This is a genomic window from Pseudomonas sp. LPB0260 (assembly GCF_013388395.1).
Window position 1 is genome coordinate 1282857 of sequence record NZ_CP058247.1, and the last position, 24411, is coordinate 1307267.

A 24411-nucleotide genomic window follows, 5' to 3' on the forward strand; every position below is an offset into this window, starting at 1 on the left:
TGGACGACCGGCTGGTCACCAGGCCGGGTGCCGTGTCGGGCCTCTGGCCACGACCAAAGTCGCTCTTGCAACCGACGAAATGGCTGCAGCGGACGGTTGGGCCAGGCGTCTGCCTCGGGTATGCTCCGCCGACGCCTAGGCAACCACTACAAGAACATCGCCTATGACCGCCACCACACATGCCGCCGTCACGCAGCCTCCGCTGGACGAGGGCAGCCCCAGCCGTCGCCCGTTCGCCACCGATATCGCCGTGGAGCGCACCCGCCTGCTCTATCACGGTTCGCGGGTGCCGACCCTGTTGATGCTGCTCACCGGCCTGGCCTGTGTCTTCCTGCTGTGGGCGCCGCACAACCGCCTGTTGCTGAGCGTCTGGCTGGTCTGGCTGGTGCTGCTGGCGCTGCTGCGCCTGGTCCAGGTGACCGCCTTCAATGCCGCGCCGGCCGAGGCCCAGGCCCAGTCGCACTGGCGCTGGCGCTTTCTCGTCGGCGCCGGGGTCTCCGGCCTGACCCTGGCCTTCGCCGCCATCGTCCTGGTGCCGCCCGACGAGTTCTTCCAGCAGGCCCTGCTCCTGGGGTTGCTCTCCGCGGCGATCCTCTCCGCCAGTGTCGCCTATGCGGTCAGCCTGCCGGCCTTCCTGACCTTCGTGCTGCCCTGCCTGGTGCCGACCCTGGGCTACCTGCTGCTGAGCGACCACCAGCTGCTGCGCGGCTGGGGCCTGGTCGGTTCGATCCTGGCCCTGGCGTTGCTGGTGGTGGCCTGGCAGGTCAACCGCCTGTTGCAGCGCAGCCTGTTGCAGCGCTTTCAGAACCTGGCGCTGATCGACAATCTCGAGGACGCCATGCGCCAGGCCGAGGGGCTGAATGCCGAGCTGGGGCGGGAGGTCGAGCAGCGCTGGCGCGCCGAGCACGAGCTGCGTGAGGCCCACGGCGCGCTGGAAGTGCGCGTGGCCGAGCGCACCCTGGAGCTGGACGCCGCCACCCAGGCCCTGGGCAAGAGCCAGGCGCGCCTGGCCCTGGCCCTGGAGGCCAGCGAGCTGGGCCTGTGGGACTGGAACCTGGAGAGCGACGAGGTGCACCACTCGCACCTCAAGGAGATCTTCGGCCTGGAGCCGGAAGCCGTGCAGATCATGCTGCGCGACCTCAAGCCGCGGCTGCACCCGGACGACCTGCCGCTGCTGCGCCGCGCCCTGGTCGAGCACTTCAAGGGCCGCAGCGACGGCTACCAGATCGAGTACCGCATCCAGCACGCCAACGGCCATTGGGTGTGGATCGAGGACCGTGGCCGCGCGGTGGAGCGCGACGCCAGGGGCCGGGTCCTGCGCATGCTCGGCACCCGCCGCGACATCAGCGCGCGCAAGCTCCAGGAAGAACAGCAGCGCCTGGCCGCCACGGTGTTCGAGGCGGCCAGCGAAGGCATCGTCATCCTCGATCCGGACTACCGCCTGCTGGCGGTCAACCAGGCGTTCCGCCAGGTCACCGGCTATCGCCAGGACGAGCTGGTCGGCCAGAGCGTGGCGACCCTGATCGGCAGCCGCGAGTCGCGCCGCCAGTACCAGATGATCCGCCTCGAGCTGGAGGCGGTCGGCAGCTGGCAGGGCGAGCTGATCGAGACCCGCAAGAACGGCGAGCTGTATCCGCAGTGGCTGCAGCTCAAGGTGGTGCGCGACGGCAGGGGCCAGGCCAGCCACATCGTCGGCTTCTTCGCCGACCTGTCGGCGCGGCGCGAGACCGAGGAGCGCCTGCGCTACCTGTCGCATTACGACGAGCTTACCGGCCTGGCCAACCGCAGCCTGTTCAAGCAGCGCCTGCACGAGGCCAGCCAGCGCGCGCGGCAGAGCGGCCGCAGCCTGGCCCTGCTGCACATCGACCTGGACCGCTTCAAGCTGCTCAACGACAGCCTCGGTCACGAGCTGGCCGACCAGCTGCTGCGGCAGATGAGTCGCCGCCTGGCCCAGGCCGTGCCCGAGGCGGACACCATCGCGCGGCTGTCCAGCGACGAGTTCGCCGTGCTGCTCGATTCCTACGGCAGCCTGTCGAGCCTGGCGCGCATGGCCAGCCGTCTGCTGGCCAAGCTGCGCCTGCCGCTGCTGGTCGGCGGCGAGGAGCTGGTGGTCAGCGCCTCGGTGGGCATCAGCCTGCTGCCGGACAACGCGCGGGAGATCTCCGCGCTGATCAGCCAGGCCAACATGGCCATGCAGCATGCCAAGCACCTGGGCGGCAACACCTTCCAGTTCTATACCGACAACCTGCAGGCCTGCACCCTGGAGCGCCTGCAGTTGGAGAACCAGCTGCGCAAGGCGATCGAGGAAGGCCAGCTGGAGGTGTTCTATCAACCCAAGCTGTGCCTGGCCGACGACAGCGTGAAGGCCGCCGAGGCGCTGGTGCGCTGGCGCCACCCGAGCCTGGGCCTGGTGCCGCCCGGCGAGTTCATCGGCCTGGCCGAGGAAACCGGCCTGATTGCGCCGATCGGCGAGTTCGTCCTGCGCCAGGCCTGCCAGCAGGCGCGCGAGTGGCAGCGGCAGGGCCTGGCCGACCTGCGCGTGTCGGTCAACCTGTCGGTGCATCAGCTGCGCAAGGGCAACCTGACCAGCCTGGTGCGCCAGGTGCTGGAGGACACCGGCCTGGCCGCGCACAACCTGGAGTTGGAGCTGACCGAGAGCCAGCTGCTGGACAACGTCGAGAGCGTCATCGCCACCTTCCAGCAGTTGCGCGAGCTGGGGGTCAAGCTGGCGATCGACGACTTCGGCACGGGCTACTCCTCGCTCAGCTACCTCAAGCGCTTCCCGGTGGATTACGTGAAGATCGACCAGAGCTTCATCCGCGACCTGGCGATCGGCGGCGAAGACGCGGCGATCACCCGGGCGATCATCGCCATGGCCCACGGCCTGGAGCTCAAGGTGGTCGCCGAAGGGGTGGAGACCCAGGCGCAGATGGACTTCCTCAAGGCCCAGCATTGCGACGAGATCCAGGGCTATTTGATCAGCAAGCCGGTACCCGCCGAGGCGTTCGCGCGCCTGCTGAGCGAGCAGGCGGCGGTCACATTGCAGGCTTGAGCCGCGCCGAGGTCACGGCAGGCAGCCGACAGTCAGTTCCAGGGGGGCATCGGGGTAACGTCCGTTATCCTGCACCGCCGTGCACATCACCGGCGGCAGGGTTGCCAGGTGCGCGGGGTCGGGGCGTGCGTCGACGCGGCCACGAATCGCAAGGTCGAGTCCTTGGGTGGCCCGGGCCGGCAAGATCAGGGGCGTCGGGGTCAGACCGCTGACCTCCACCGCGAAGCTGTTGGGGTTGCGCACCGCGACCACTCGCAGCCTGTCCGAGGCGCCGGCGAACAGTTCTTCCAGCACGGTGCCGGCCCAGAACGGCGTACCGCGGCACTCGTAGGGGTGGGGCGAGGTGCGGGTCAGGTTGGGATCGACCACCACCACGGTGGCGCCGGCATCGAAGCGGCCGAGCGAACCGGGTATTCCGGCGCGCTGGCCGTCGATGTCGATCACCTCGCTGAAGAAGCCGATGCGGGTGGTCTGCTCGACCACGAACTGGCGTTCGCCGCGGTGCTCGTTCCAGATATCGCTGGCCCGCTCCAGAGGCGGAGTCGGCTCGGGGGTCAGTTCGAGGCGCGCGTTCATGTTGGGCAGGCAGCCGGCGTTGCTGGGTGTTGCGCAATCGGTGGTGCGGTTACGCACATTGACGATAGCCGCGCAGGCATTGCACTGGCCGTCCACGCAGGAGGCGCCGCTGGCGCAATCGGATGAGCTGCTGCAGCTCTGCAGGCTGGGGGTGTTGCCGTTGGCGAAGCGACAGAAACCGGGGTCGGCGCGGACCTGCAGGTCCCAGTCGATCAGCACGCTGTCGCCCGGGCAGGCCAGGGTCGGGCGCACGCCGAACGCGCCCGGTGCGCCGCCGAGGCCGGAACGGTCCAGCATGCAGCCGGAAGTGAGCAGGAGCAGGGCGAGGAGCGCGATCAGGGGATATTTGAACATGGCGAAGTCCCTTCGCTAGGTGAGTCCTTCTCTTAGCGATAGCAGCTGCTCGGGATGATGCAAGCCGTGGCGACCGAAGGCGGCCCGGCCGCAGGTTGGGCGCGGTTACAGCTATTGTCCGGACGGGTCGCGGCCCGCTACTGTCGCGTGCTTCGCACCGCGAGACGCACCCATGTCGACATCCGATAGTCGCCCCGCCAACGCCACCCTGCTGTTGCTGGCCTCGCTCTATTGCGCCCAGGGCCTGCCCTCGGGGCTGATCGCCCACTCGCTGCCGGTGCTGCTGCGCCAGCACGGCGTCGATCTGGCGCTGATCGGTCTGCTCAAGCTGCTGGCCCTGCCCTGGTTGCTCAAGGTGCTCTGGGCGCCCTGGGTCGACCGCCTGTCCTCCCCGCGTCTGGGCCATCATCGCGGCTGGATCCTGCCGCTGCAGGGCGGCATCGCCCTGGTCGTCGCCGGGCTCGCCCTGCTGGCGCCGGGCGAGCTGTTCGGCAGCCAGCTGCCGCTGTTGCTGGGCCTGCTGCTGCTGGTCAACCTGGCGGCGGCGACCCAGGACGTCGCCACCGACGGTCTCACCGTGCGCCTGCTGCCGGAGCGCTGGCGCGGCCTGGGCAACAGCCTGCAGGTGGGCGGCTACAAGGTCGGCATGCTGGTCAGCGGCAGCGGCCTGCTGCTGGTCTACGACAGCCTCGGCTGGAGCCTGTCGATGGGCCTGCTGCTGCTGTTGCTGCTGCTCACCCTGGTGCCGATCTGGCGCTTCGCCGAGCGCCAGCAGCTGCCCTTTCGCCCGGCGCTGGCCGAGCCGTCCGGCCCCGGCCTGCTGCTGCGGCACTACCGCGGCCTGCTGGTGCAGCCAGGCATGCTGCTGTGGCTGGCGGTGCTGCTGAGCTTCAAGCTGGGGGACGCCCTCGGTTCGCCGATGATCAAGCCGATGCTGGTGGACCAGGGCTGGAGCACGGCCGAGCTGGGCCGGCTGACCCTGATCAGCAGCCTGGTGGGGATCGCCGGGGCGTTGCTTGGCGGCCTGCTCTACGCGCGCCTCGGCGCGTTGCGGGCGCTGCTGCTGTTCGGTGCCCTGCAGGCCCTGGGCATCGGCGCCATGGCCGCGCTGGCGCAGGCTGGTGGCGATCACGCGCTGGTCTATCTGCTGGCGCTGTTCGAGCAGGCGGCCGACGGCATGTCCACGGTGGCGCTGTTCGCCGCGATGATGCGCCAGTGCCGCGCCGAGCACGAAGGCGCCGACTTCACCCTGCAGGCCTCGGCGCAGCTGCTGCTCGGCGGCCTGGTCGGCGCCACCAGCGGGCTGCTGGCCGCCTGGCTGGGTTATGCCGGACTGTTCTTGTGCGCCGGCGCGCTGGGCCTGCTGGTGCTGGGGCTGCTGCCGCTGTATTTCCGGCGGGCGCAGGCGGCTACGTGCTGATGCCCATGGCCGCCGCCCCGGCGCCCGGGCTCAGTCCGCCCACTGCCGGCCATGCCGCTCCAGCAGGCTCTGCGCTTGCTCCGGGCCGTTGCTGCCGGCCGGGTAGGGGCGCGGGCTCTGGTAGTGCTGGTGCCAGCCCTTGATGATCGGATCGATCCACTCCCAGGCGGCTTCCACCTCGTCGCGGCGCATGAACAGCGTCGAGTCGCCTTCGATCACGTCCAGCAGCAGGCGCTCGTAGGCATCCCAGCGGCGCTGCTTGCTGAATGCCGCGGCCAGGTTGAGGTCCAGCTCCACCGGTTTCAGGCGCATGCCCTTGCCGGGGTGCTTGGCCATCAGCTGCAGGCTGATGCGTTCCTCCGGCTGCAGGCGGATCAGCAGGCGGTTGGCTTCGCCGTCGCCGAACAGGCGGTGCGGCACCGGCTTGAACTGGATGAGGATCTCCGAGGCCTTGCGCGCCATGCGCTTGCCGGTGCGCAGGAAGAACGGCACGCCGGCCCAGCGCCAGTTGTCGATTTCCGCCTGGAGGGCGACGAAGGTCTCGGTATCGCTGTCGTTGTCGACATTTTTCTCGAAGTAGTACGCCGGCACGTCATGCCCGCCGAGGACCCCGGCGCTGTACTGGCCGCGCACGGTCTTGTCCTGCACGTCGAGGCCGCCGATGGGTTTGAGCGCCTCGAGTATCTTCACCTTCTCGTTGCGCACCGCCTCGGCGTCGAAGCGCACCGGCGCCTCCATGGCCACCAGGCAGAGCAACTGCAGCAGGTGGTTCTGCACCATGTCGCGCATGGCCCCGGCATGGTCGTAGTAGGCGCCGCGGTTCTCCACGCCGAGGGTCTCGCAGACGCTGATCTGCACATGGTCGATATGCCCGGCGCGCCACACCGGCTCGAACAGGGCGTTGGCGAAGCGCAGCGCCATCAGGTTCTGCACGGTCTCCTTGCCCAGGTAGTGATCGATGCGGAACACCCGTGACTCGTCGAACACCGCGCCGATGGCGGCGTTGATCGCCTGAGCCGACTCCAGCGAGTGGCCGATCGGTTTCTCCAGCACGATGCGCGCCTTGGGCCCGGCCAGGCCGGCGAGCTGCAGGTGCGCGGCGATGTCCTCGAACAGGTCCGGTGCGGTGGCCAGGTAGTGCACCCGCACGCGCGCCTCGTCACCCCCCAGGTACTTGGCCAGGCGGCCGAAGTCGGCGCTCTGCCCGGCGTCCATGGCGAAGTAGTCGAGGCGCTCGGCGAAGCGCTGCCAGGTGTCGTTGTCGAAATCGGCCCGCGCCACCTGGGCGCGGCAGCGGCGCTCGGCGAGGGCCTGGTAGGCGGCGCGGCTGTGCTGGCTGCGCGCCAGGGCGACGATGCGCACCTCGGCGTGCAGGCGGCCTTCGCGATGCAGGTGGTAGAGGGCGGGCAGCAGCTTGTGCAGGGCGAGGTCGCCGGTGCCGCCAAAGACCAGCATGTCACAGGAAATGCTCAAAGCAGGAACTCCGACTCGGTTTGGCCGTGCGGGGGAGGCGGGCATGTAGTATAACTACAAGCTCACTACAACCCGGCTGTTCCGATCATAACCGAGTCGCCACTTGGATGAGGGGCGGTCGCCGGATACGCCATCCATCAAGCCGAGCCTAATCTTGTGAATTTGTTGCAGCACATCGCCCAGTCCCGCCACCTGTTACGCAAGTCGGAGCTCAAGGTCGCCGACCACGTACTGCTCGATCCGGCTGCGGTGATGCACAGCTCCATGGCCGAGCTGGCGCACAACGTCGGCATCAGCGAGCCGACCATCGTGCGCTTCTGCCGGGCCATCGGCTGCGGCGGCTTCCAGGACCTCAAGCTCAAGCTGGCGCAGAGCCTGGCCGCCGGCGCCAGCTTCGGCCAGTTCGCGATCCACGAGGACGACTCGGTCGCCGACTTCAGCCTGAAGATCTTCGACACCACCCTGCACACCCTGATGGAGGTGCGCGAGCACCTCGACCCCCAGGCCCTGCAGCAGGCCATCGCCGCCTGTGCCCAGGCCCAGCGCGTGGAGTTCTACGGCTTCGGCGCCTCCGGCGCGGTGGCGGCCGATGCCCAGCACAAGTTCTTCCGCCTGCTGCTGAACGCCGCGGCCTATTCCGACCCGCACATGCAGGCGATGAGCGCGGTGACCCTGAAGCCCACCGACGTGGCCATCTGCATCTCCCAGTCCGGCCGCTCCAAGGACCTGCTGATCACCGCCAACCTGGTCCGCGAGACCGGCGCCACCCTGATCACCCTGTGCCCGAGCCAGACCCCGCTGGCCGACCTGGCCTCGGTGGTGCTGGCGATCGACGTGCAGGAGGACACCGAGATCTACACCCCGCTGACCTCGCGCATCGCCCACCTGGTGGTAATCGACGTGCTGGCCATGGGCGTGGCCATGGCCCGCGGGCCGAGCCTGGTCAACCACCTCAAGAGCGTCAAGCGCAGCCTGCGCAGCCTGCGCCTGTCGCCCAAGTCGGTGAAGGTGGTCGAGGAGCACTAGGGCGGCAGCGGCGGCCATGAAGCAACGACTCCTGCAGTAGGGTGCGCCGCGCGCACCTTAAACAATCCAGGGCCTCGGTGCGCGAGGCGCACCCTACCGGCATCGGTCATCGCAGCTTCATCGCGCTGCCGTCATCGCGTCATCAAGCAAAAGCAGGCTGGAACTCCCGCTACTCGGTCTGGGAGTCACAGCATGTCTGGTTATGTGGATCAGGCGCAGTCCTGCGCCAAGCTCGATGCCAAGGCCCGCCGCAAGGCGCTGGACCAGCGCCGCATGGCCTATCGCCGGGCCATCGAGAGCTATGCCGAGCAACGCCGCTTGCAGGCGCTGCTGGCCGACTATCCCGAGCTGATCGCCGCTAGCTACCCGGCGTCGCGTCAGGCCCTGGAGCCGCGAAGCGCTCGGCCAGGGCACTGATCTGGCTGCGCTGGTTGCGCACATAGGCGAAGAAGGCCTGGGCCACCGGCGACAGGTACTTGCCCCGCGGGTGCACCACGCACCAGCTGCGCATCAGCGGCAGCTCGGCGACCGGCAGCTCGCGCAGCACGCCCTGGGCCAGTTCGCGGCGCACCGCGTGGCGTGGCAGCAGGGCCAGGCCGAGGCCGGCGATCACCCCTTCCGCCTGGCCCTCCAGGGAGCCGACCTCCAGGGTGTGGGCGAAGTGCGCGCGCTTCTGGTGGCAGTATTCCTCGCAGGCCTTGCGCGTGCCCGAGCCGGGCTCGCGCACCAGCAGCGGCCAGCCGGTCAGGTCCTGCAAACGCAGTTGCTCGGCGCCGCACAGCGGGTGCTCGGGTGGCGCCACGGCGACGATGGGGTTGTTGAGAAACGGCAGGAACTCCAGGGCCATGTCCGACGGCACCAGCGACATGATCAGCAGGTCGTCGCGGTTGGCGCTCAGGCGCTTGAGCGCCTGGGCGTGATTGACCACCACCAGTTGCAGGCTGACCTCGGGGTAATCCCGGCGAAAAGCGGCGAACAGGTGAGGAACGAAGTACTTCGCGCTGGATTCCACCGCCAGGCTCAACTGCCCCTGCAGGGAGCCCTGCAGGTCGGTCAGCTGCATGTCGAGGCTCTCCAGGCGGCCGAAGATGTCGGCGCTGGCCAGTTGCAGGGCCTCGGCCGCGTCGGTCAGGTGCAGCTTCTTGCCGACGTAGTCGAACAGCGGCTGGCCGAGCAGTTCCTCCAGCTGGCGAATCTGCAGGCTGACCGCCGGCTGGGTCAGTGACATCTCTTCCGCGGCGCGACTGTAGGAGCGCTGTTGGCACACCGAGCGGAACACCTGGAGCTGGCGCAATGTCATGCGCATCAAAGACTTACGCACTTTGTACCTCGTTTTCGAGCGATTCGGGCGGGCTGCCAGGCAGAGTGTATTAGCTATTACTTATAGCTAATCAAATTATTATTAATTTTGGGTAATTGGTTGTTCGGCGTAGGGTGATGACGCGACCGCTAGCTGGATAGCAGTCGCGCGCAGACCGGCTGATGCCGGCGCGCCAGCAACGATCTATCTGAGCCTGGCCGAGGAAAACGCTTGTGATCAAGAAAATCCTGATTGCCAACCGCGGTGAGATTGCCGTCCGCATCGTGCGTGCCTGCGCCGAGATGGGCATCCGCTCGGTGGCCATCTACTCCGACGCCGACCGCATGGCGCTGCACGTCAAGCGCGCGGACGAGGCCCACGGCATCGGCGACGACCCGTTGGCCGGCTACCTGAACCCGCGCAAGCTGGTGAATCTGGCGGTGGAAACCGGTTGCGACGCCTTGCACCCGGGCTACGGCTTCCTCTCGGAAAACGCCGAGCTGGCGGAGATCTGCGCAGAACGCGGGATCAAGTTCATCGGCCCGAGCGCCGAGGTGATCCGCCGCATGGGTGACAAGACCGAGGCCCGGCGCAGCATGATCAAGGCTGGCGTGCCGGTCACCCCCGGCACCGAAGGCAACGTCGCCGACCTGGAAGAGGCGCTGCGCGAAGGCGAGCGCATCGGTTACCCGGTGATGCTCAAGGCCACCTCCGGCGGTGGCGGCCGCGGCATCCGCCGCTGCAACAGCCGCGAGGAGCTGGAGCAGGCCTACCCGCGGGTGATCTCCGAGGCGACCAAGGCCTTCGGCAGCGCCGAGGTGTTCCTCGAGAAGTGCATCGTCAACCCCAAGCACATCGAGGCGCAGATCCTCGCCGACAGCCACGGCAACACCGTGCACCTGTACGAGCGCGACTGCTCGATCCAGCGGCGCAACCAGAAGCTCATCGAGATCGCCCCGAGCCCGCAGCTGACCCCCGAGCAGCGCGCCTATATCGGCGACCTGGCGGTGCGCGCGGCCCAGGCGGTGGGCTACGAGAACGCCGGTACCGTGGAGTTCCTCCTGGCCGAGGGCGAGGTGTACTTCATGGAGATGAACACCCGGGTGCAGGTGGAGCACACCATCACCGAGGAAATCACCGGCCTGGACATCGTCCGCGAGCAGATCCGCATCGCCAGCGGCCTGCCGCTGTCGGTCAAGCAGGAAGACATCATCCACCGTGGCTTCGCCCTGCAGTTCCGCATCAACGCCGAGGACCCGAAGAACAACTTCCTGCCCAGCTTCGGCAAGATCACCCGCTACTACGCCCCCGGCGGCCCCGGTGTGCGCACCGACACTGCGATCTACACCGGCTACACCATTCCGCCCTACTACGACTCGATGTGCCTGAAGCTGATCGTCTGGGCGCTGACCTGGGAAGAGGCGATGGACCGTGGCCTGCGCGCCCTGGATGACATGCGCGTGCAGGGGGTCAAGACCACCGCCGCCTATTACCAGGAAATCCTGCGCAATCCGGAATTCCGCAGCGGCCAGTTCAATACCAGCTTCGTCGAGAGCCATCCGGAACTGACCGAGTACTCGATCAAACGCAACCCGTCGCACCTGGCCATCGCCATCGCCACTGCCATCGCGGCCCACGCTGGCCTGTAAGGGAAGGATCAGAACATGAGCAAGAAGATCACCGTCACCGATACCGTCCTGCGCGACGCCCATCAGTCGCTGCTCGCCACGCGCATGCGCACCGAGGACATGCTGCCGATCTGCGACAAGCTGGACAAGGTCGGTTACTGGTCCCTGGAAGTCTGGGGCGGCGCCACCTTCGACGCCTGCATCCGCTTCCTCAAGGAAGATCCCTGGGAGCGCCTGCGCAAGCTCAAGGCCGCGCTGCCCAACACCCGCCTGCAGATGCTCCTGCGCGGGCAGAACCTGCTCGGCTACCGCCATTACAGCGACGACGTAGTCAAGGCCTTCGTGGCCAAGGCGGCGGTCAACGGCATCGACGTGTTCCGCATCTTCGATGCGATGAACGACGTGCGTAACCTGCGCGTGGCCATCGAGGCGACCAAGGCCGCCGGCAAGCACGCCCAGGGCACCCTGGCCTACACCGTCAGCCCGGTGCACACGGTCGAGGCCTTCGTCAAGCAGGCCAAGGCCATGCAGGCCATGGGCATCGACTCGGTGGCGATCAAGGACATGGCCGGCCTGCTCACCCCCTACGCCGCCTTCGACCTGGTCAAGGCGCTGAAGGAGGAGGTCGACCTGCCGGTGTTCGTGCACAGCCACGACACCGCCGGGCTCGGCGCCATGTGCCAGCTCAAGGCGATCGAGGCCGGCGCCGACCATATCGACACCGCCATCTCCAGCATGGCCTGGGGCACCAGCCACCCGGGCACCGAGTCGATGGTCGCCGCGCTCAAGGGCAGCGAGTACGACACCGGCCTGGACCTGGAGCTGCTGCAGGAGATCGGCCTGTACTTCTACGCGGTGCGCAAGAAGTACCACCAGTTCGAGAGCGAATTCACCGCCGTGGATACCCGCGTGCAGGTCAACCAGGTGCCCGGCGGGATGATGTCCAACCTGGCCAACCAGCTCAAGGAGCAGGGCGCCCTGGACCGCATCAACGAGGTGTTCGAGGAGATCCCGCGGGTGCGCGAGGACCTCGGCTTCCCGCCGCTGGTCACCCCGACCTCGCAGATCGTCGGCACCCAGGCGGTGTTCAACGTGCTCGCCGGCGAGCGCTACAAGACCATCACCAACGAGGTGAAGCTCTACCTGCAGGGTCGCTACGGTCTGGCCCCGGGCAAGATCAACGAGCAGCTGCGCAAGCAGGCGATCGGCAGCGAAGAGGTGATCGACGTGCGCCCGGCCGACCTGCTCAAGCCGGAGATGGTCAAGCTGCGCGGCGAGATCGGCGCCCTGGCCAAGTCCGAGGAAGACGTGCTGACCTACGCCATGTTCCCGGACATCGGCCGCAAGTTCCTCGAGGAGCGCGAAGCCGGCACCCTGACCCCCGAAGCGCTGCTGCCGATTCCCGAGGCGGGTGGCGTGGCGGCGGCGGGCGGCGAAGGGGTGCCGACCGAGTTCATCGTCGACGTGCACGGCGAGAGCTACCGAGTGGATATCACCGGCGTCGGCGTCAAGGGTGACGGCAAGCGCCACTTCTACCTGTCGATCGACGGCATGCCGGAGGAGGTGGTGTTCGAGCCGCTCAACGAGTTCGTCGCCGGTGCCGGCGGCAAGCGCAAGGCCGCCGCGGCGCCGGGCGACGTCAGCACCAGCATGCCGGGCAACATCGTCGAGGTCCTGGTCAAGGAAGGCGATGCGGTCAAGGCCGGCCAGGCGGTGCTGATCACCGAGGCGATGAAGATGGAAACCGAGGTGCAGGCGCCAATCGCCGGCACCGTCAAGGCCGTGCATGTGGCCAAGGGCGACCGGGTCAACCCGGGCGAAGTATTGATCGAGATCGAGTGAAGGCCGCGACATGTATCGTCATCTAGGCTTTCCAACGTCTTGTAACGAGTGAGTCCTCTGGGAGCCGCAAGGCTCCCTTTTTTTGCCCGGTCGATGGGTGTCGGCCGATTCAGGAGCGTGAAATGGGTATCGATCCCGTAGTGTTGTTCTTTGTCTTCGGTCTGGCCGCCGGCCTGCTGAAGAGCGAGCTGAAGCTGCCACCGGCGCTCTACGAGACGCTGTCGATCGTGCTGCTGCTGGCCATCGGCCTGCACGGCGGGGTGGAGCTGGCCGAGCAGGCAAGCGCGCAACTGCTCGGCCAGTCGGCGCTGGTACTGCTGCTGGGCATCGGCTTGCCGCTGCTGGCCTTCGTGATGCTGCGCGGCCTGCGCTTCGACCGCATCAACGCGGCGGCGGTGGCGGCGCACTACGGCTCGGTCAGTGCCGGTACCTTCGCCGTGGTGGTCGCCTACATGGTCTCGCGGGAGATCGCCTTCGAGAGCTACATGCCGCTGTTCGTGGCCATCCTCGAGGTCCCGGCGATCCTGGTCGGCATCATCCTGGCCAAGGGCATCAGCCGCGATACCCACTGGGGCGAGCTGGGTCGGGAGATCTTCCTCGGCAAGAGCATCATGCTGCTGCTCGGCGGCCTGATCATCGGCGCGGTGGCCGGCAAGGAGGCGATCAAGCCACTGGAGCCGCTGTACACCAGCATGTTCAAGCCGGTGCTGGCGTTCTTCCTGCTGGAGATGGGCCTGATCGCCTCTGGCCAGCTGGGCTCACTCAAGCAGTTCGGCCTGCGCCTGGTGAGTTTCGCCCTGCTGATGCCGCTGCTCGGCGCGCTGATCGGCGCCCTGCTGGCACGCTTCATGGGCCTGTCGCTCGGCGGCACGGCCATGCTCGCCACCCTGGCGGCCAGCGCCTCCTACATCGCCGTACCGGCGGCCTTGCGCCTGGCCTTGCCCCAGGCCAATCCCTCGTTATCCTTGACCGCGTCCCTGGGGATCACCTTCCCCTTCAATATCCTGATCGGCATTCCGCTCTATCACGCGCTGGCCGAAAAACTCATCGCCTGGGGGATCTGACATGAATGCATCGACCCGTACCCTGCTCACCGTGATCTGCGAGGCGGCCCTGGAGAAGAAGCTGGTGGCCGACCTGGAACACCTCGGCGCGCCCGGCTGGACCATCGCCGATGCGCGCGGTCGCGGCGCCCACGGCGTGCGCAGCGCCGGCTGGGACACCGAGGGCAACATCCGCGTGGAGATCATCTGCACCCGCGAGCGGGCCGAGCAGCTGGCCGGGCACCTGCAGCAGCGCTACTACGCCGACTACGCGATGATCTGTTACCTGGCCGAGGTCGAAGTGCTGCGCCCGCAGAAGTTCTGATCCGCGGCCACCGCGGGCCGGCGCTGTGATCAGCGCCGGCCCGCGAGCGTCTAGCAGCCATAGCCCGGGCGCCGTCCGGGGATGGCTGCGAACCCGACCATGCAAGCACTGCTGAACGAGATACTCGACGAAGTCCGCCCGTTGATCGGCCAGGGCAAGGTGGCCGATTACATCCCCGCCCTGGCCGATGTCGCGCCGAACCAACTGGGCATCGCCGTGTACGGCAACGACGGCGAGCTGCACCTGGCCGGCGATGCGCGTACGGCCTTCTCGATACAGAGCATTTCCAAGGTGTTCAGCCTGGTCCAGGCCATCGGCCATTCCGGCGAGGCGATCTGGCAGCGTCTCGGCCACGAACCCTCCGGGCAACCGTTCAACTCCCTGGTGCAGCTGGAGTTCGAGCGTGGCCGGCCGCGCAATCCGTTCATCAACGCCGGTGCCCTGGTGATCTGCGACATCAACCAGTCGCGTTTCGCCGCTCCGGCCCTGTCGATGCGCGACTTCGTCCGCCGCCTGGCCGGCAACCCCGAGCTGGTGATCGACAACCGGGTCGCCGAGTCGGAGTACCAGCATCGCGCGCGCAACGCCGCCATGGCCTACCTGATGCAGGCCTTCGGCAACTTCCACAACGACGTCGAGGCGGTGCTGCGCAGCTACTTCAGCCACTGCGCCCTGCGCATGAGCTGCGTCGACCTGGCCCGGGCCTTCAGCTTCCTGGCCAACGACGGCTTCTGTCCGCACAGCGGCGAACAGGTGCTCAGCGCCCGCCAGGCCAAGCAGGTCAACGCCATCATGGCCACCAGCGGGCTGTACGACGAGGCCGGCAACTTCGCCTACCGGGTCGGCCTGCCGGGCAAGAGTGGGGTTGGCGGCGGCATCGTCGCGGTGGTGCCGGGGCGCTTCAGCGTCTGCGTCTGGTCGCCGGAGCTGAACGCCGCCGGCAACTCCCTGGCCGGCATGGCAGCACTGGAGCTGCTCAGCCAGCGCATCGGCTGGTCGGTGTTCTGAGTCCGCCGCCGCCCGGCGACTGAGTCCTAGGGTGGATGTCGCCGTTCACATCCAGCACGGGGTCTGGTGGATCGAGAACGGGCGATCCACCCTACAGCAGCTTGCGGTACTGGACGAAGCCCGAGCGTTCGGCGACGCGCTCGTACAGCAGCATGGCGCGGCTGTTGCTCTCGTGGGTCAGCCAGTAGACCCGCGCACAATCGGCCTGGTGCGCCTGGTCGTAGACATGCTCGATCAGCTGGCGGCCGACGCCGCTGCTGCGCAGGTCCTTGGCGATGAACAGATCCTGCAGGTAGCAGTAGTCGCCGGCGGTCCAGGTCGAGCGGTGGTAGATCCAGTGCACCAGGCCCACGGCCTGGCCGTCGTGCCAGGCCAGGGCTGCGTGCATGGGCTCGCCGGGGTCGAGGAAGCGCTGCCAGGCCTGGTCGCTGGCGGCGCTGGGGATTTCGGTCATGTAGAAGCGTTGATAGCCCTGCCACAGCGGCAGCCAGGCGGCATGGTCGTCGGCGCCGACCGGGCGGATCTCAACGTCGATACGAATGGGCATGGGAGCGGGCTCCTGGGGGGCTGAGCTGTCATCCTGAAACCCTTGGGCCCAGGCTGCAAGCCCGCAGTGGGCCGTGCGCCCCGAACCGGCGGTGCGCCGGCGCAGGGCACAGCGGGCCTCAGTCGGCGTTTTCCCCACACAGGTCGACGGCGAACCACTGCTCCACCTGCGCCTGGTCCAGGCCGGCGCCGAGCAGGGCGAACAGCTTGCCCAGGGCCGCTTCGCGGGTCATCCCACCGGCCGAGACCAGGCCGGCGCTGGCCAGCTGGCTGCCGGCGGCATAGACGCCGAACTCGACATGGCCGTGGGGGCACTGGCTGATCGCCGCCAGCACCACGCCACGCTCGTGGGCCGACCTGAGCGCGGCGAGCAGCGCGGCATCGTCCGACGGTCCGGTGCCACTGCCGTAGCACTCGACCAGCAGCCCGCGCACGTCGCCGGCCAGCAGCGCCTCGACCTGGGCGGCCTGGATGCCCGGGTACAGCGGCAGCACCGCGAGGCTCACCGGCTGGCGCGGCCGGCGGTAGTCGAGCTCGGCGGGAATCACCCCGGCCCGTGCCGCGCTGCGCCGGCGCGGCAGTTCGCTGAAGGCGTCGAACACCGCGCTGCCCAGCTTGCTGACCCGGTTGCCCTGCATCAGCCGGCCGTTGAAATACAGGTGCACGCCGGCGGCGATGCCCTGGTGCAGCGCCTGCATGGCGCCGAACAGGTTGCTCCAGGCGTCGCTGTCCGGGGCGCCGGCCGGCAGCATGGAGCCGGTCAGCACCACCGGCACCGGCAGGCCCAGCAGCAGGAAGCTCAAGGCCGCGGCGCTGTAGGCCAGGGTATCGGTGCCGTGCAGCACCAGCACCGCGTCGCAGCCCTCCTGTTCGACGCCGGCGCGGATCGCCTCGACCATCGCCAGCCAGTTGGCCTGGCTCATGTTGGCGCTATCGATCGGTGGCAGCAGTTCGCGGAATACCCAGTCGGGCAGCTGGCGGGCGGTTTCCAGGGCCTGTTGCGAGCGCAGGCGCGACTCGAAACCGGAGGCCGGCGCCAGACCGGCGGCGGTCTGCTGCATGCCGATGGTGCCGCCGGTGTAGAGCACCAGAATTTTTGTCGTAGGCATTGGCGTCTCCTCAATAAGCAACAGGGGCCATTTCGGCCCCTGTTGTATCACTGCGCTGACCGATCAGCGCTGATGCGCGGCGTGGGCGATCTCGGCATCCGCCGCCGGGGCGGCGCTCGGCGGGTTGGCGGGCCAGGCTGCCGGGTCCAGATCCAGGTCGGCGAACTGCTTGGGATCGAATACCGGCGACTCGACGCCGGCCTTGACCTGGCTGTCGTAGTCGCGCATCAGGCGCAGGCCGACCTTGAACAGCAGCGCCAGGGCCACCAGGTTGGCCACCGCCAGCAGGCCCATGGTCACATCGGCGAAGGCGAACACGGTGCCCAGGTCCTGCACCGAGCCCCAGAGTACCAGGGCCACCACCAGGGCGCGGTAGACCATCACCGGTCCACGCTTGCTGCTGAAGAAGCCCAGGGCGTTCTCACCCAGGTAGTAGTTGTAGATCAGGGTGGTGAAGACGAACAGCAGCAGGGCGACGCTGACGAACACCCGGCCCCACTCGCCCACCACGCTGGCCGCGGCGGTCTGGGTCAGCACCACGCCGGCCATCTCCATGCCCGGCTGGTAGACACCGGAGAGCAGGATGATCAGCGCGGTGCAGCTGCACAGGATGATGGTGTCGATGAACACGCTGAGCGACTGCACGATGCCCTGGGCCACCGGGTGCTTGACCTCGGCCACCGCGGCGACGTTGGGCGCGCTGCCCAGGCCCGCCTCGTTGGAGAACAGGCCGCGCTTGACGCCCATGATGATCGCCGCGCCGATGCCGCCGGCGAAGGCCGGCTCCAGGCCGAAGGCGCTCTTGACGATCAGTGCCAGGGTTTCCGGGACCTGACCGACGTTGCTGCCGATCACGAACAGCGCCAGGGCGAGGTAGGCGAAGGCCATCACCGGCACCAGCACGTCGGCGATCTTGGCGATGCGCTTGATGCCGCCGAAGATGATCAGGCCGATGACGGCGGTCAGGACCAGGCCGCTGATATGGGTCGGCACGCCGAAGGTGTCATGCAGCGAGCTGGCCACGGTGAAGGACTGCACGGCGTTGAAGCCGAAGCCGAAGGTCACCAGCAGCAGGATCGAAACGACGATGCCCAGCCAGCGCTGGCCGAGGCCGTGCTGGATATAGAAGGCCGGGCCGCCACGGTAGCTGCCGTCGGCCTCGCGGCGCTTGTACAGCTGGGCCAGGGCGCACTCGAAGTAGCTGGTGGCCATGCCGACCAGGGCGACTATCCACATCCAGAAGATCGCGCCCGGGCCACCGAGCATGATGGCCACGGAAACCCCGGCGATGTTGCCGGCGCCGACGCGCCCGGCGACGCTGAGCATCAGGGCCTGGAACGAGCTGAGCTGGCCCGGCTGACGCTGGAAGGCTTCGGCGAGGATGCGGAACATGCGGCCGAAGTAGCGGAACTGCACGAAGCGCGACAGCACCGTGAAATACAGGCCAAGGCCGATCAGCATGACGATCAGCAGCTTGCTCCAGAGCAGGTCGTTCAGAAGGTCGAGCATGAGAGTGTCTCTCTTGTAGTTGTGCGGGGAGGCCACGCTGGCGGGTGACGGGGGCATGGTTGGGTAAAGTCCCGCGCCAGGCAATTTCGCGGGTTGCGGCGATCCGATGCGAGTTGATGCTATAGTCGCGCCGCTCGCATCACCCCTCGCAGGTCCCATGTCCGATCACTTCAGTCACAACCTCAAGTTGCTGTGCAGCCACTACCGCTCGATCGCCGAGGTCTGTCGGCAGCTGGCGATCAACCGCGGCCAGTTCAACAAGTACCTGAGCGGCCAGAGCCGGCCGACGCCCTACAACCTCAAGCGCATCTGCGACTTCTTCGGCGTCGAGGACTACGAGCTGGGCCTGCCGGCGGAGCAGTTCGCCGGCCTGATCGGCGCCCGCAGCGGCGGCCAGGAGCGCGCGGCGGCCGGCGATCCGCTGCTGGAGCTGCTGCAGCCGTTGCGCGAGCAGGGCAGCAGCCTGTCGCGCTACTGCGGCTACTACCTGGAGTACGCCAACTGCATGTCGGTGCCGGGGCAGATCCTGGTGTCGCTGGTGCAGCTGCGCGAGGAACGCGGCAGCTACCTGTTCGAGCGCCAGGAGCGCCAGGGCCGCCCCCACGGCCCCGGCCCGGAGGCCGACGACTCGGTGCGCTGCCGCTACCTGGGCGCGGCCTTCTACCTGCAGGACCGGCTGTTTCTGATCGACTATGAGTCGCTGACCGGCAACGAGATGAGCCAGACCATCCTGATTCCCAGCTTCAAGAGCCGCATCACCCGCCTCAACGGCCTGAAGACCGGGGTCTCCAGTGGCGACCGGCGCACCCCGGCCTGCACCCGGGTGGTGTGGGAGTTTCTCGGGGTGGAGGTCAATCGGGTCAACGCCTACCGCCAGGTGATGCTCTATGGCCCGGACGATCCGCGCATCGATGCCGACGTGCGCCAGCGCCTGGCCGCGGCCCACCTGCGCGACGGCCTGTTCGAGATCGAGTGAGCGGGCTCAGGCCTGGCCGCCATCCTCGCGCAACTGCTCCAGGCTGCGTATCTGCCGGCCCCGGGCATCGAAGTTGTCGGGCGCCAGCCAGCGCCGGAAGGCGGCGCGACAGCCTGGCCAGTCGGCGTCGATGATGGCGAACCAGGCGCTGTCGCGGTTGCGCCCCTTGACCACCCTATGCTGGCGGAAGGTGCCTTCGTAGACGAAGCCCAGACGTTCGGCGGCGCGCATGGAGCGGGCATTGCGGGCGTCGCATTTCCATTCCAGGCGGCGGTAGCCGAGCGTGCCCATGGCCAGCTCGGCCAGCAGGAAGACCGCCTCGGTGGAGGCCGGCGAGCGCTGCATGACGCCGCCGAAGGCGATATGGCCGATCTCGATGCAGCCGTCCTTGGGCGCCAGGCGCAGAAAACTCAGCAGGCCGACGGCGCGCTGGCCGGCCAGGTCGATCACGGCGAAGAACAGCGGGTCGGCGCTGGCGGCGTTGGCCGCCAGCCAGGCATCGAAGTCGGCGCGCTCGGTGAAGGGGCCGTAGGGCAGGTAGTCCCACAGCAGCAAATCGGCGCCCGCCCCCTGCAGGGCCTGCCACAGGTCTGCGCCGTGGACCGCCGGATCCAGCGGCTCGAGGCGTACGTAGCGGCCCTGTAGCGGGGCGCGCTGCGGCAGCGGGCGGGGTTGCCAGTCGCTCAGGTCGGGGCGGGTCATGGCGCGGCTCCCTTCACAGGTTCTTGCGGTATTGGACAAAGCCGGAGCGCTCGGCGATGCGCTGGTACAGCCGCATGGCATTGCCGTTGCTCTCCTGGGTCAGCCAGTGCACCCGGCTGGCGCCGGCGTCGCGGGCCTGGGCGTAGACGTGCTCGATCAGCCGCCGGCCGATGCCGTTACCGCGGCTGTCCGCGGCGACATACAGGTCCTGCAGGTAGCAGCTGTTCTCCACCGACCAGTTGGAGCGGTGGAAGATCCATTGCACCAGTCCCACGGCCTGTCCGTCGCGCCAGGCCAGGGCGGCATGGGTCGGCTCGGCGGGGTCGAGAAAGCGCTGCCAGGTGACCGCGCTGGTTTCGGCGGGCAGCGCGGTTCGATAGAAGTCCAGATAGCCCTGCCACAGCGCCAGCCAGGCGGCGTGGTCGGCGGCGCCGATGGGGTGAATCTCGATCGCCATGCTGGTTCCTCGGCTCAGTGGTCGTTGCCCATGCGCGCGGCCAGCGCGCGGTCGCGGTGGGCATCGCTGCCGGTCAGGCCCTGGTGCACGCCCTGGCGGTCGGCCTGGTTGCGGTTCTGGCTGAGCTTCCATTGGCCATCGAGGCGCTGGATCGGCAGGGCGAAGCCGACAATGGCGCGCAGCATGGCGTCGATATAGTCGCGCGGCGCGTCGCTCACCGCCCAGGGTTGGGCCCGGCCCGCCTCGTGGTGCTCGCTGAGGCGGCTGACCAGTTGCAGCAGGCGCTCGGCATCATCGAACACCTCGGCGCGGCCGTGGGCGTGCACGGCGATGTAGTTCCAGGTCGGCACCGCCTTGCCGTGCTCGGCCTTGCTCGGGTACCAGCCTGGGCTGACGTAGGCATCCGGGCCCTGGAAGACCGCCAGGACCTCGCCGCCACCCTCGAGGTCGCGCCACTGTGGGTTGGCCCGGGCAAAATGGCCGTAGAGGGTGCCGAACTCGCCCTCCTCGGGGGCCAGCAGCAGCGGCAGGTGGCTGGCCTGCAGGCCGTTCGCGCCCTGGCTGAGCACCGTGGCCAGGCCGCTGGCGGCCATCTGCTGGTGCAGGGTGGGGAGGTCGTGCTGGCGAAAGATCGCAGGAGTGTGCATGGCGAGTCTCCGAATGGGGTATTGCCATGTTAGGCAAGGTATTGGTCTGTTGTAAGATCCATTAACTGCGACTTTGATGGAGCCAATCCGTGCCATTGCCTGCGCCACTGCCCGTCGACCTCTCCGGTATTCGCCTCGACCCGGCCCTGGGCCTGGCGCGCCAGCTGTACCAGGCCCTGCGCGAGCGGATTCTCGATGGACGCCTGGCCAGCGGCACCCGCCTGCCGGCCAGCCGCGACCTCGCCGCGTTGCTGGGCATCGCCCGCAACACCGTGATCCGCGCCTTCGACCAGTTGTATGCCGAGGGCTATGTGGAAGGGCGCGTCGGCGCCGGCACCTATGTCGCCGAGTTGGCCGCGGTGGTGCGCCCGCCATCGGCGCTCTGCGGCGCAGCGCCGGCCAGCGGGCCCTTGCAGCGCCTGCAGCAGCACCATCTGGGGCAGCCGCTGGAGGGCGCCCCGCGGGCCTTCCGGGTCGGCGTGCCGGCCTTCGACCTGTTTCCCTTCGAGACCTGGGCGCGCCTCAGTGCGCGTTTCTGGCGTAGACCGGACCCTGCGCGCCTGGGCTATGGCGACCCGGCCGGCGACGCGCAGCTGCGCGAGCTGGTCGCCGCCTACCTGCGCCACAGCCGCGGCCTGCACTGCGACCCGGCGCAGATCGTCATCACCTGCGGCGCCCAGCAGGCCATCAGCCTGTGCGCGCAGCTGCTGGTCGAGGCGGGCGACCGGGTGGCCATCGAGAACCCCGGCTACCGTGCCGCCGGCCACGCCTTCGCGGTGGCCGGCGCGCAATTGCAGGGCATCGCGGTGGACGGCGAAGGGCTGGACACGGCGGCCCTGACGCGGGCAGGCCGTTGCCGTCTGGCCTATGTCACGCCCTCGCACCAGTACCCGACCGGGGTCACCCTGTCGCTGGCGCGGCGCCTGGCGCTGCTGGACTGGGCGGAGCGCCAGGACGCCTGGATAGTCGAGGACGACTACGACGGCGAGTACCGCTACAGCGGCACGCCGCTGGCGCCCTTGGCCGCCCTCGATCGCCGCGGCCGGGTGCTCTATGTCGGCACCTTCTGCAAGATCACCTTCCCGGCGCTGCGCCTCGGCTACCTGGTGCTGCCAGCGACGCTGGTCGAACCCTTCGCCCGGCGCCGCGCCCTGGACATGCGTCACTCGGAGATCGGCACCCAGGCGGTGATGGCCGAATTCATCGCCGCCGGCCATTTCCAGCGGCACATCAGGCGCATGCGCAGTACCGCGCGCAGTCGCCGCGACGCCCTGCTGGCCGGCTGGCCGCGGCAGGTGCCCGGCTGCGCGCCGTTGCCCGTGGTGGAAGCGGGCCTGCACCTGTGCGTGCGGGTCGACAGCCTGGCGCGCGAGCGCGAGCTGGTCGCCGCCGCCGGGGAGGTGGGGGTGGAGGTCAACGGTCTCAGCGACTACTGGCTGGTGAACAGCGAAGTGCCGGAGGACCGGCGCGCCGGACTGGTGCTGGGGTTCGCCGCGGTGCCCGAGGCGCGGATCGCCGAGGCTTTGCAGGCGCTGCGCAGGGCCTGGAAGTTGTAGCGGCGCGTGCCGCCTAGAACGCGGTGCAGCAGCGCCTGGACGCCGTTGACCTGCACGGTGACGGGTAGGAAAGCGAGGGGCCCGGGATGGGCAGGGAAAGGCGGGGGAGGATGGCTCGGCGGAGGCGAGACCGGGACCGTCAGGCGAACGCCTGCCACGGCGGGCAGGCGTCCGTTTTCAACGCGGTATCAGTTGCCGGCGGGCTGCGCCTTGGCCATCACGCTGGCCGGTGCAGCTGGCGCGACAGGCGCCGCGTCGAGCTGGTCGACGACTTCATGGCGACCGTTGTTCAGACGCAGGCTGCAGACCTTGGTGTCCAGGGCTGCGCCGAAGTCCTCGCGGGCCCAACGGACCAGGGACACGGACATGATGATCATCACCGGAAGCATCGGCAGGGCCACGACCAGGGTCGAGGTCTGCACGGCCTTGAGGCCACCGACAGCCAGCAGGCCGACGCCGAACAGGGCCAGCATGACCGCCCAGAGGATGCGGTTGGCGCGCGCCGGTTCTTCGTAGCCCGTCAGCTCGCGGGTGCTGGTGGAGGCCAGGGTGTAGGCCGACGAGTCGACGGTGGTGGCCAGGAACACGAAGCACAGCACGGTGAAGGCCGGGATGATCAGGCCGGAGAACGGCAGCGACTTGATCACCGCGACCACCATGGCCGGCATGCCCTGGTTGTTGAGGATGCTCAGCACGTCCACGGTACCGCTGGTCTGCAGGTGCACGGCGTAGCCACCCCAGATGGCGAAGAACGCCCAGCAACCGACGCTGCCCCAGACCACGCCATTGAGCACCAGGTCCTTGATGGTACGGCCGCGGGAGATGCGCGCCACGAACAGGCCCATCATCGGTGCGTAGGCGACCCACCAGGCCCAGTAGAACACGGTCCAGCCTTCCGGGAAGCCGCCTTTCTCGACCGGGTCGGTCCACAGCGAGATGTGGAAGAAGTTGTCCAGGTACAGGCCCATGCTGTTGGTCCACATGCCGATCAGGTACAGCGTCGGGCCGGCGACCAGGACGAATACCAGCATCAGGATGGCCAACACACCGTTGATGTTGGACAGGGTCTGGATGCCTTTATTCAGGCCGTTCCAAACGCTCCAGGCGATCATCACGGTCCACAGGGCGAGGACGCCGAGTTGCAGCAGGAACGAGTCCTCGAGGCCGAACATTTCCTGGAACAGGGCGGACACCAGTGGAACCGACAGGCCCAGGGAGGTGCCGACGGCGCCGATGATGGAGAACATCACGATGACGTCGATCAGCTTGCCCAGGGGGCCATCGACCAGGCCACCGAACACGCCGCGGCAGGCTTCGGACAGGCGCAGCACGTTGCCCTTGCGCACGTACAGGTAGTAGGCCATCGGCACGGCCGGCAGCAGGTAGATGGCCCAGGGGATCAGGCCCCAGTGGAACATCGGGTACATTGCGGCCCACTCGGTGGCGGCGCTGGTGCCCTTGGTCAGGTGCAGGGGTGGGCCGTCGAGCAGGTAGATCGGCTCGGCGAACGACCAGCTGCAGATGGAGATGCCGATGCCGGCGCAGAACAGCATGGTGATCCAGGCACCGTTGGCAAACTCGGGCTTGTCTTCCGGCGCGCCGAGCTTGATGCGGCCGAGCGGGCCGAAGGCCAGCCAGCCCATGAAGGCGAACGCGGCGACACCACCGGCCAGGAACAGCCAGCTGAAGGTGCCGGTGATCCAGGCGAACAGATTGTTGACGACTTTCGATCCGGCTTCCGGAAAGAGCATGAGGGGGATACTGGTACAGAGCACGGCGACCACGGCGGGCCAGAAGATCGTCTGCTCGATACCTTTGCCAGCAAGGTTGTTGTTATTCATCCACTCGTTACCTCGCGGACA

The 24411-nt window shown here is 68.2% G+C and carries 21 protein-coding genes; 11 read left to right on the top strand and 10 right to left on the bottom strand.

The window, feature by feature from the left end:
* Window positions 1-163: 163 nt before the first annotated feature.
* Complete coding sequence (locus LPB260_RS05570) at window positions 164-3052, top strand: EAL domain-containing protein (RefSeq protein WP_208707716.1); 2889 nt, start codon at window positions 164-166, stop codon at window positions 3050-3052.
* 12 nt (window positions 3053-3064) lie between these two features.
* Here LPB260_RS05570 and LPB260_RS05575 read toward each other — a convergent pair whose 3' ends face one another.
* Window positions 3065-3982, bottom strand: coding sequence for a hypothetical protein (locus LPB260_RS05575; RefSeq protein ID WP_208707717.1), 918 nt, complete (start codon window positions 3980-3982; stop codon window positions 3065-3067).
* 172 nt (window positions 3983-4154) lie between these two features.
* Between LPB260_RS05575 and LPB260_RS05580 the strand changes: the two genes are divergently transcribed.
* A complete protein-coding gene (locus tag LPB260_RS05580) occupies window positions 4155-5402 on the top strand; it encodes an MFS transporter (protein WP_208707718.1) in 1248 nt (415 codons plus the stop codon).
* A gap of 30 nt (window positions 5403-5432) precedes the next feature.
* On the opposite strand, the gene zwf is transcribed toward LPB260_RS05580, so the two are convergent.
* On the bottom strand, window positions 5433-6920 hold the full coding sequence (gene zwf / locus LPB260_RS05585; RefSeq protein WP_208707719.1) for a glucose-6-phosphate dehydrogenase: 1488 nt from the start codon (window positions 6918-6920) through the stop codon (window positions 5433-5435).
* Window positions 6921-7031: 111 nt separating this feature from the next.
* On the opposite strand from zwf, the gene hexR reads away from it, so the two are divergent.
* Together hexR and LPB260_RS05595 are read left to right on the top strand one after the other, a co-directional pair.
* Window positions 7032-7901 (top strand): transcriptional regulator HexR, encoded by an 870-nt coding sequence (gene hexR / locus LPB260_RS05590; RefSeq protein WP_208707720.1) that lies wholly within the window; start codon window positions 7032-7034, stop codon window positions 7899-7901.
* A 192-nt stretch (window positions 7902-8093) separates the two neighbouring features.
* Complete coding sequence (locus LPB260_RS05595) at window positions 8094-8318, top strand: PA3496 family putative envelope integrity protein (RefSeq protein WP_208707721.1); 225 nt, start codon at window positions 8094-8096, stop codon at window positions 8316-8318.
* Here the strand turns inward: LPB260_RS05595 and LPB260_RS05600 are convergent.
* A complete protein-coding gene (locus LPB260_RS05600; RefSeq protein ID WP_218281540.1) occupies window positions 8260-9207 on the bottom strand; it encodes a LysR family transcriptional regulator in 948 nt (315 codons plus the stop codon). The genes LPB260_RS05595 and LPB260_RS05600 overlap by 59 nt on opposite strands.
* A gap of 227 nt (window positions 9208-9434) precedes the next feature.
* Between LPB260_RS05600 and LPB260_RS05605 the strand changes: the two genes are divergently transcribed.
* The 5 genes from LPB260_RS05605 (at window position 9435) to glsB (ending at window position 15047) form a co-directional block, all read left to right on the top strand.
* A complete protein-coding gene (locus LPB260_RS05605) occupies window positions 9435-10850 on the top strand; it encodes an acetyl-CoA carboxylase biotin carboxylase subunit (protein ID WP_208707723.1) in 1416 nt (471 codons plus the stop codon).
* A 15-nt stretch (window positions 10851-10865) separates the two neighbouring features.
* Complete coding sequence (gene oadA, locus LPB260_RS05610) at window positions 10866-12671, top strand: sodium-extruding oxaloacetate decarboxylase subunit alpha (RefSeq protein ID WP_208707724.1); 1806 nt, start codon at window positions 10866-10868, stop codon at window positions 12669-12671.
* Between the two features lie 122 nt (window positions 12672-12793).
* Entirely contained in the window at window positions 12794-13735 is a 942-nt protein-coding gene (locus tag LPB260_RS05615) for a sodium-dependent bicarbonate transport family permease (protein ID WP_208707725.1), read from the top strand.
* Between the two features lies 1 nt (window position 13736).
* Window positions 13737-14039, top strand: a complete 303-nt coding sequence (locus LPB260_RS05620) for a DUF3240 family protein (protein ID WP_208707726.1) — start codon at window positions 13737-13739, stop codon at window positions 14037-14039.
* Window positions 14040-14138: 99 nt separating this feature from the next.
* Complete coding sequence (glsB, locus tag LPB260_RS05625) at window positions 14139-15047, top strand: glutaminase B (RefSeq protein WP_208707727.1); 909 nt, start codon at window positions 14139-14141, stop codon at window positions 15045-15047.
* A 91-nt stretch (window positions 15048-15138) separates the two neighbouring features.
* Here the strand turns inward: glsB and LPB260_RS05630 are convergent, their stop codons facing one another.
* The 3 genes from LPB260_RS05630 to LPB260_RS05640 form a co-directional block, all read right to left on the bottom strand.
* Window positions 15139-15594: a GNAT family N-acetyltransferase gene (locus LPB260_RS05630; RefSeq protein WP_256625506.1), complete on the bottom strand. Its 456-nt coding sequence runs from the start codon at window positions 15592-15594 to the stop codon at window positions 15139-15141.
* Window positions 15595-15712: 118 nt separating this feature from the next.
* The gene (locus LPB260_RS05635) at window positions 15713-16702 is read right to left on the bottom strand and encodes an asparaginase (RefSeq protein ID WP_208707728.1); all 990 of its coding nucleotides are present in this window, start codon (window positions 16700-16702) and stop codon (window positions 15713-15715) included.
* A 63-nt stretch (window positions 16703-16765) separates the two neighbouring features.
* Window positions 16766-18211: a sodium:alanine symporter family protein gene (locus LPB260_RS05640; protein WP_208707729.1), complete on the bottom strand. Its 1446-nt coding sequence runs from the start codon at window positions 18209-18211 to the stop codon at window positions 16766-16768.
* A 157-nt stretch (window positions 18212-18368) separates the two neighbouring features.
* Here LPB260_RS05640 and LPB260_RS05645 point away from each other — a divergent pair, with 157 nt between their 5' ends.
* Window positions 18369-19187 (top strand): helix-turn-helix transcriptional regulator, encoded by an 819-nt coding sequence (locus LPB260_RS05645; protein ID WP_208707730.1) that lies wholly within the window; start codon window positions 18369-18371, stop codon window positions 19185-19187.
* Between the two features lie 6 nt (window positions 19188-19193).
* On the opposite strand, the gene LPB260_RS05650 is transcribed toward LPB260_RS05645, so the two are convergent.
* The 3 genes from LPB260_RS05650 to LPB260_RS05660 are packed head-to-tail and all read right to left on the bottom strand — an operon-like array spanning window position 19194 to window position 20993.
* Window positions 19194-19889 (bottom strand): GNAT family N-acetyltransferase, encoded by a 696-nt coding sequence (locus LPB260_RS05650; RefSeq protein WP_208707731.1) that lies wholly within the window; start codon window positions 19887-19889, stop codon window positions 19194-19196.
* Window positions 19890-19902: 13 nt separating this feature from the next.
* On the bottom strand, window positions 19903-20346 hold the full coding sequence (locus tag LPB260_RS05655; RefSeq protein ID WP_208707732.1) for a GNAT family N-acetyltransferase: 444 nt from the start codon (window positions 20344-20346) through the stop codon (window positions 19903-19905).
* Between the two features lie 14 nt (window positions 20347-20360).
* Entirely contained in the window at window positions 20361-20993 is a 633-nt protein-coding gene (locus LPB260_RS05660; protein ID WP_208707733.1) for an FMN-binding negative transcriptional regulator, read from the bottom strand.
* Window positions 20994-21082: 89 nt separating this feature from the next.
* On the opposite strand from LPB260_RS05660, the gene LPB260_RS05665 reads away from it, so the two are divergent.
* Window positions 21083-22549, top strand: coding sequence for a PLP-dependent aminotransferase family protein (locus LPB260_RS05665; RefSeq protein ID WP_208707734.1), 1467 nt, complete (start codon window positions 21083-21085; stop codon window positions 22547-22549).
* Window positions 22550-22737: 188 nt separating this feature from the next.
* On the opposite strand, the gene LPB260_RS05670 is transcribed toward LPB260_RS05665, so the two are convergent.
* Window positions 22738-24390, bottom strand: coding sequence for a BCCT family transporter (locus LPB260_RS05670; RefSeq protein WP_208707735.1), 1653 nt, complete (start codon window positions 24388-24390; stop codon window positions 22738-22740).
* Between the last annotated feature and the right edge of the window lie 21 nt (window positions 24391-24411).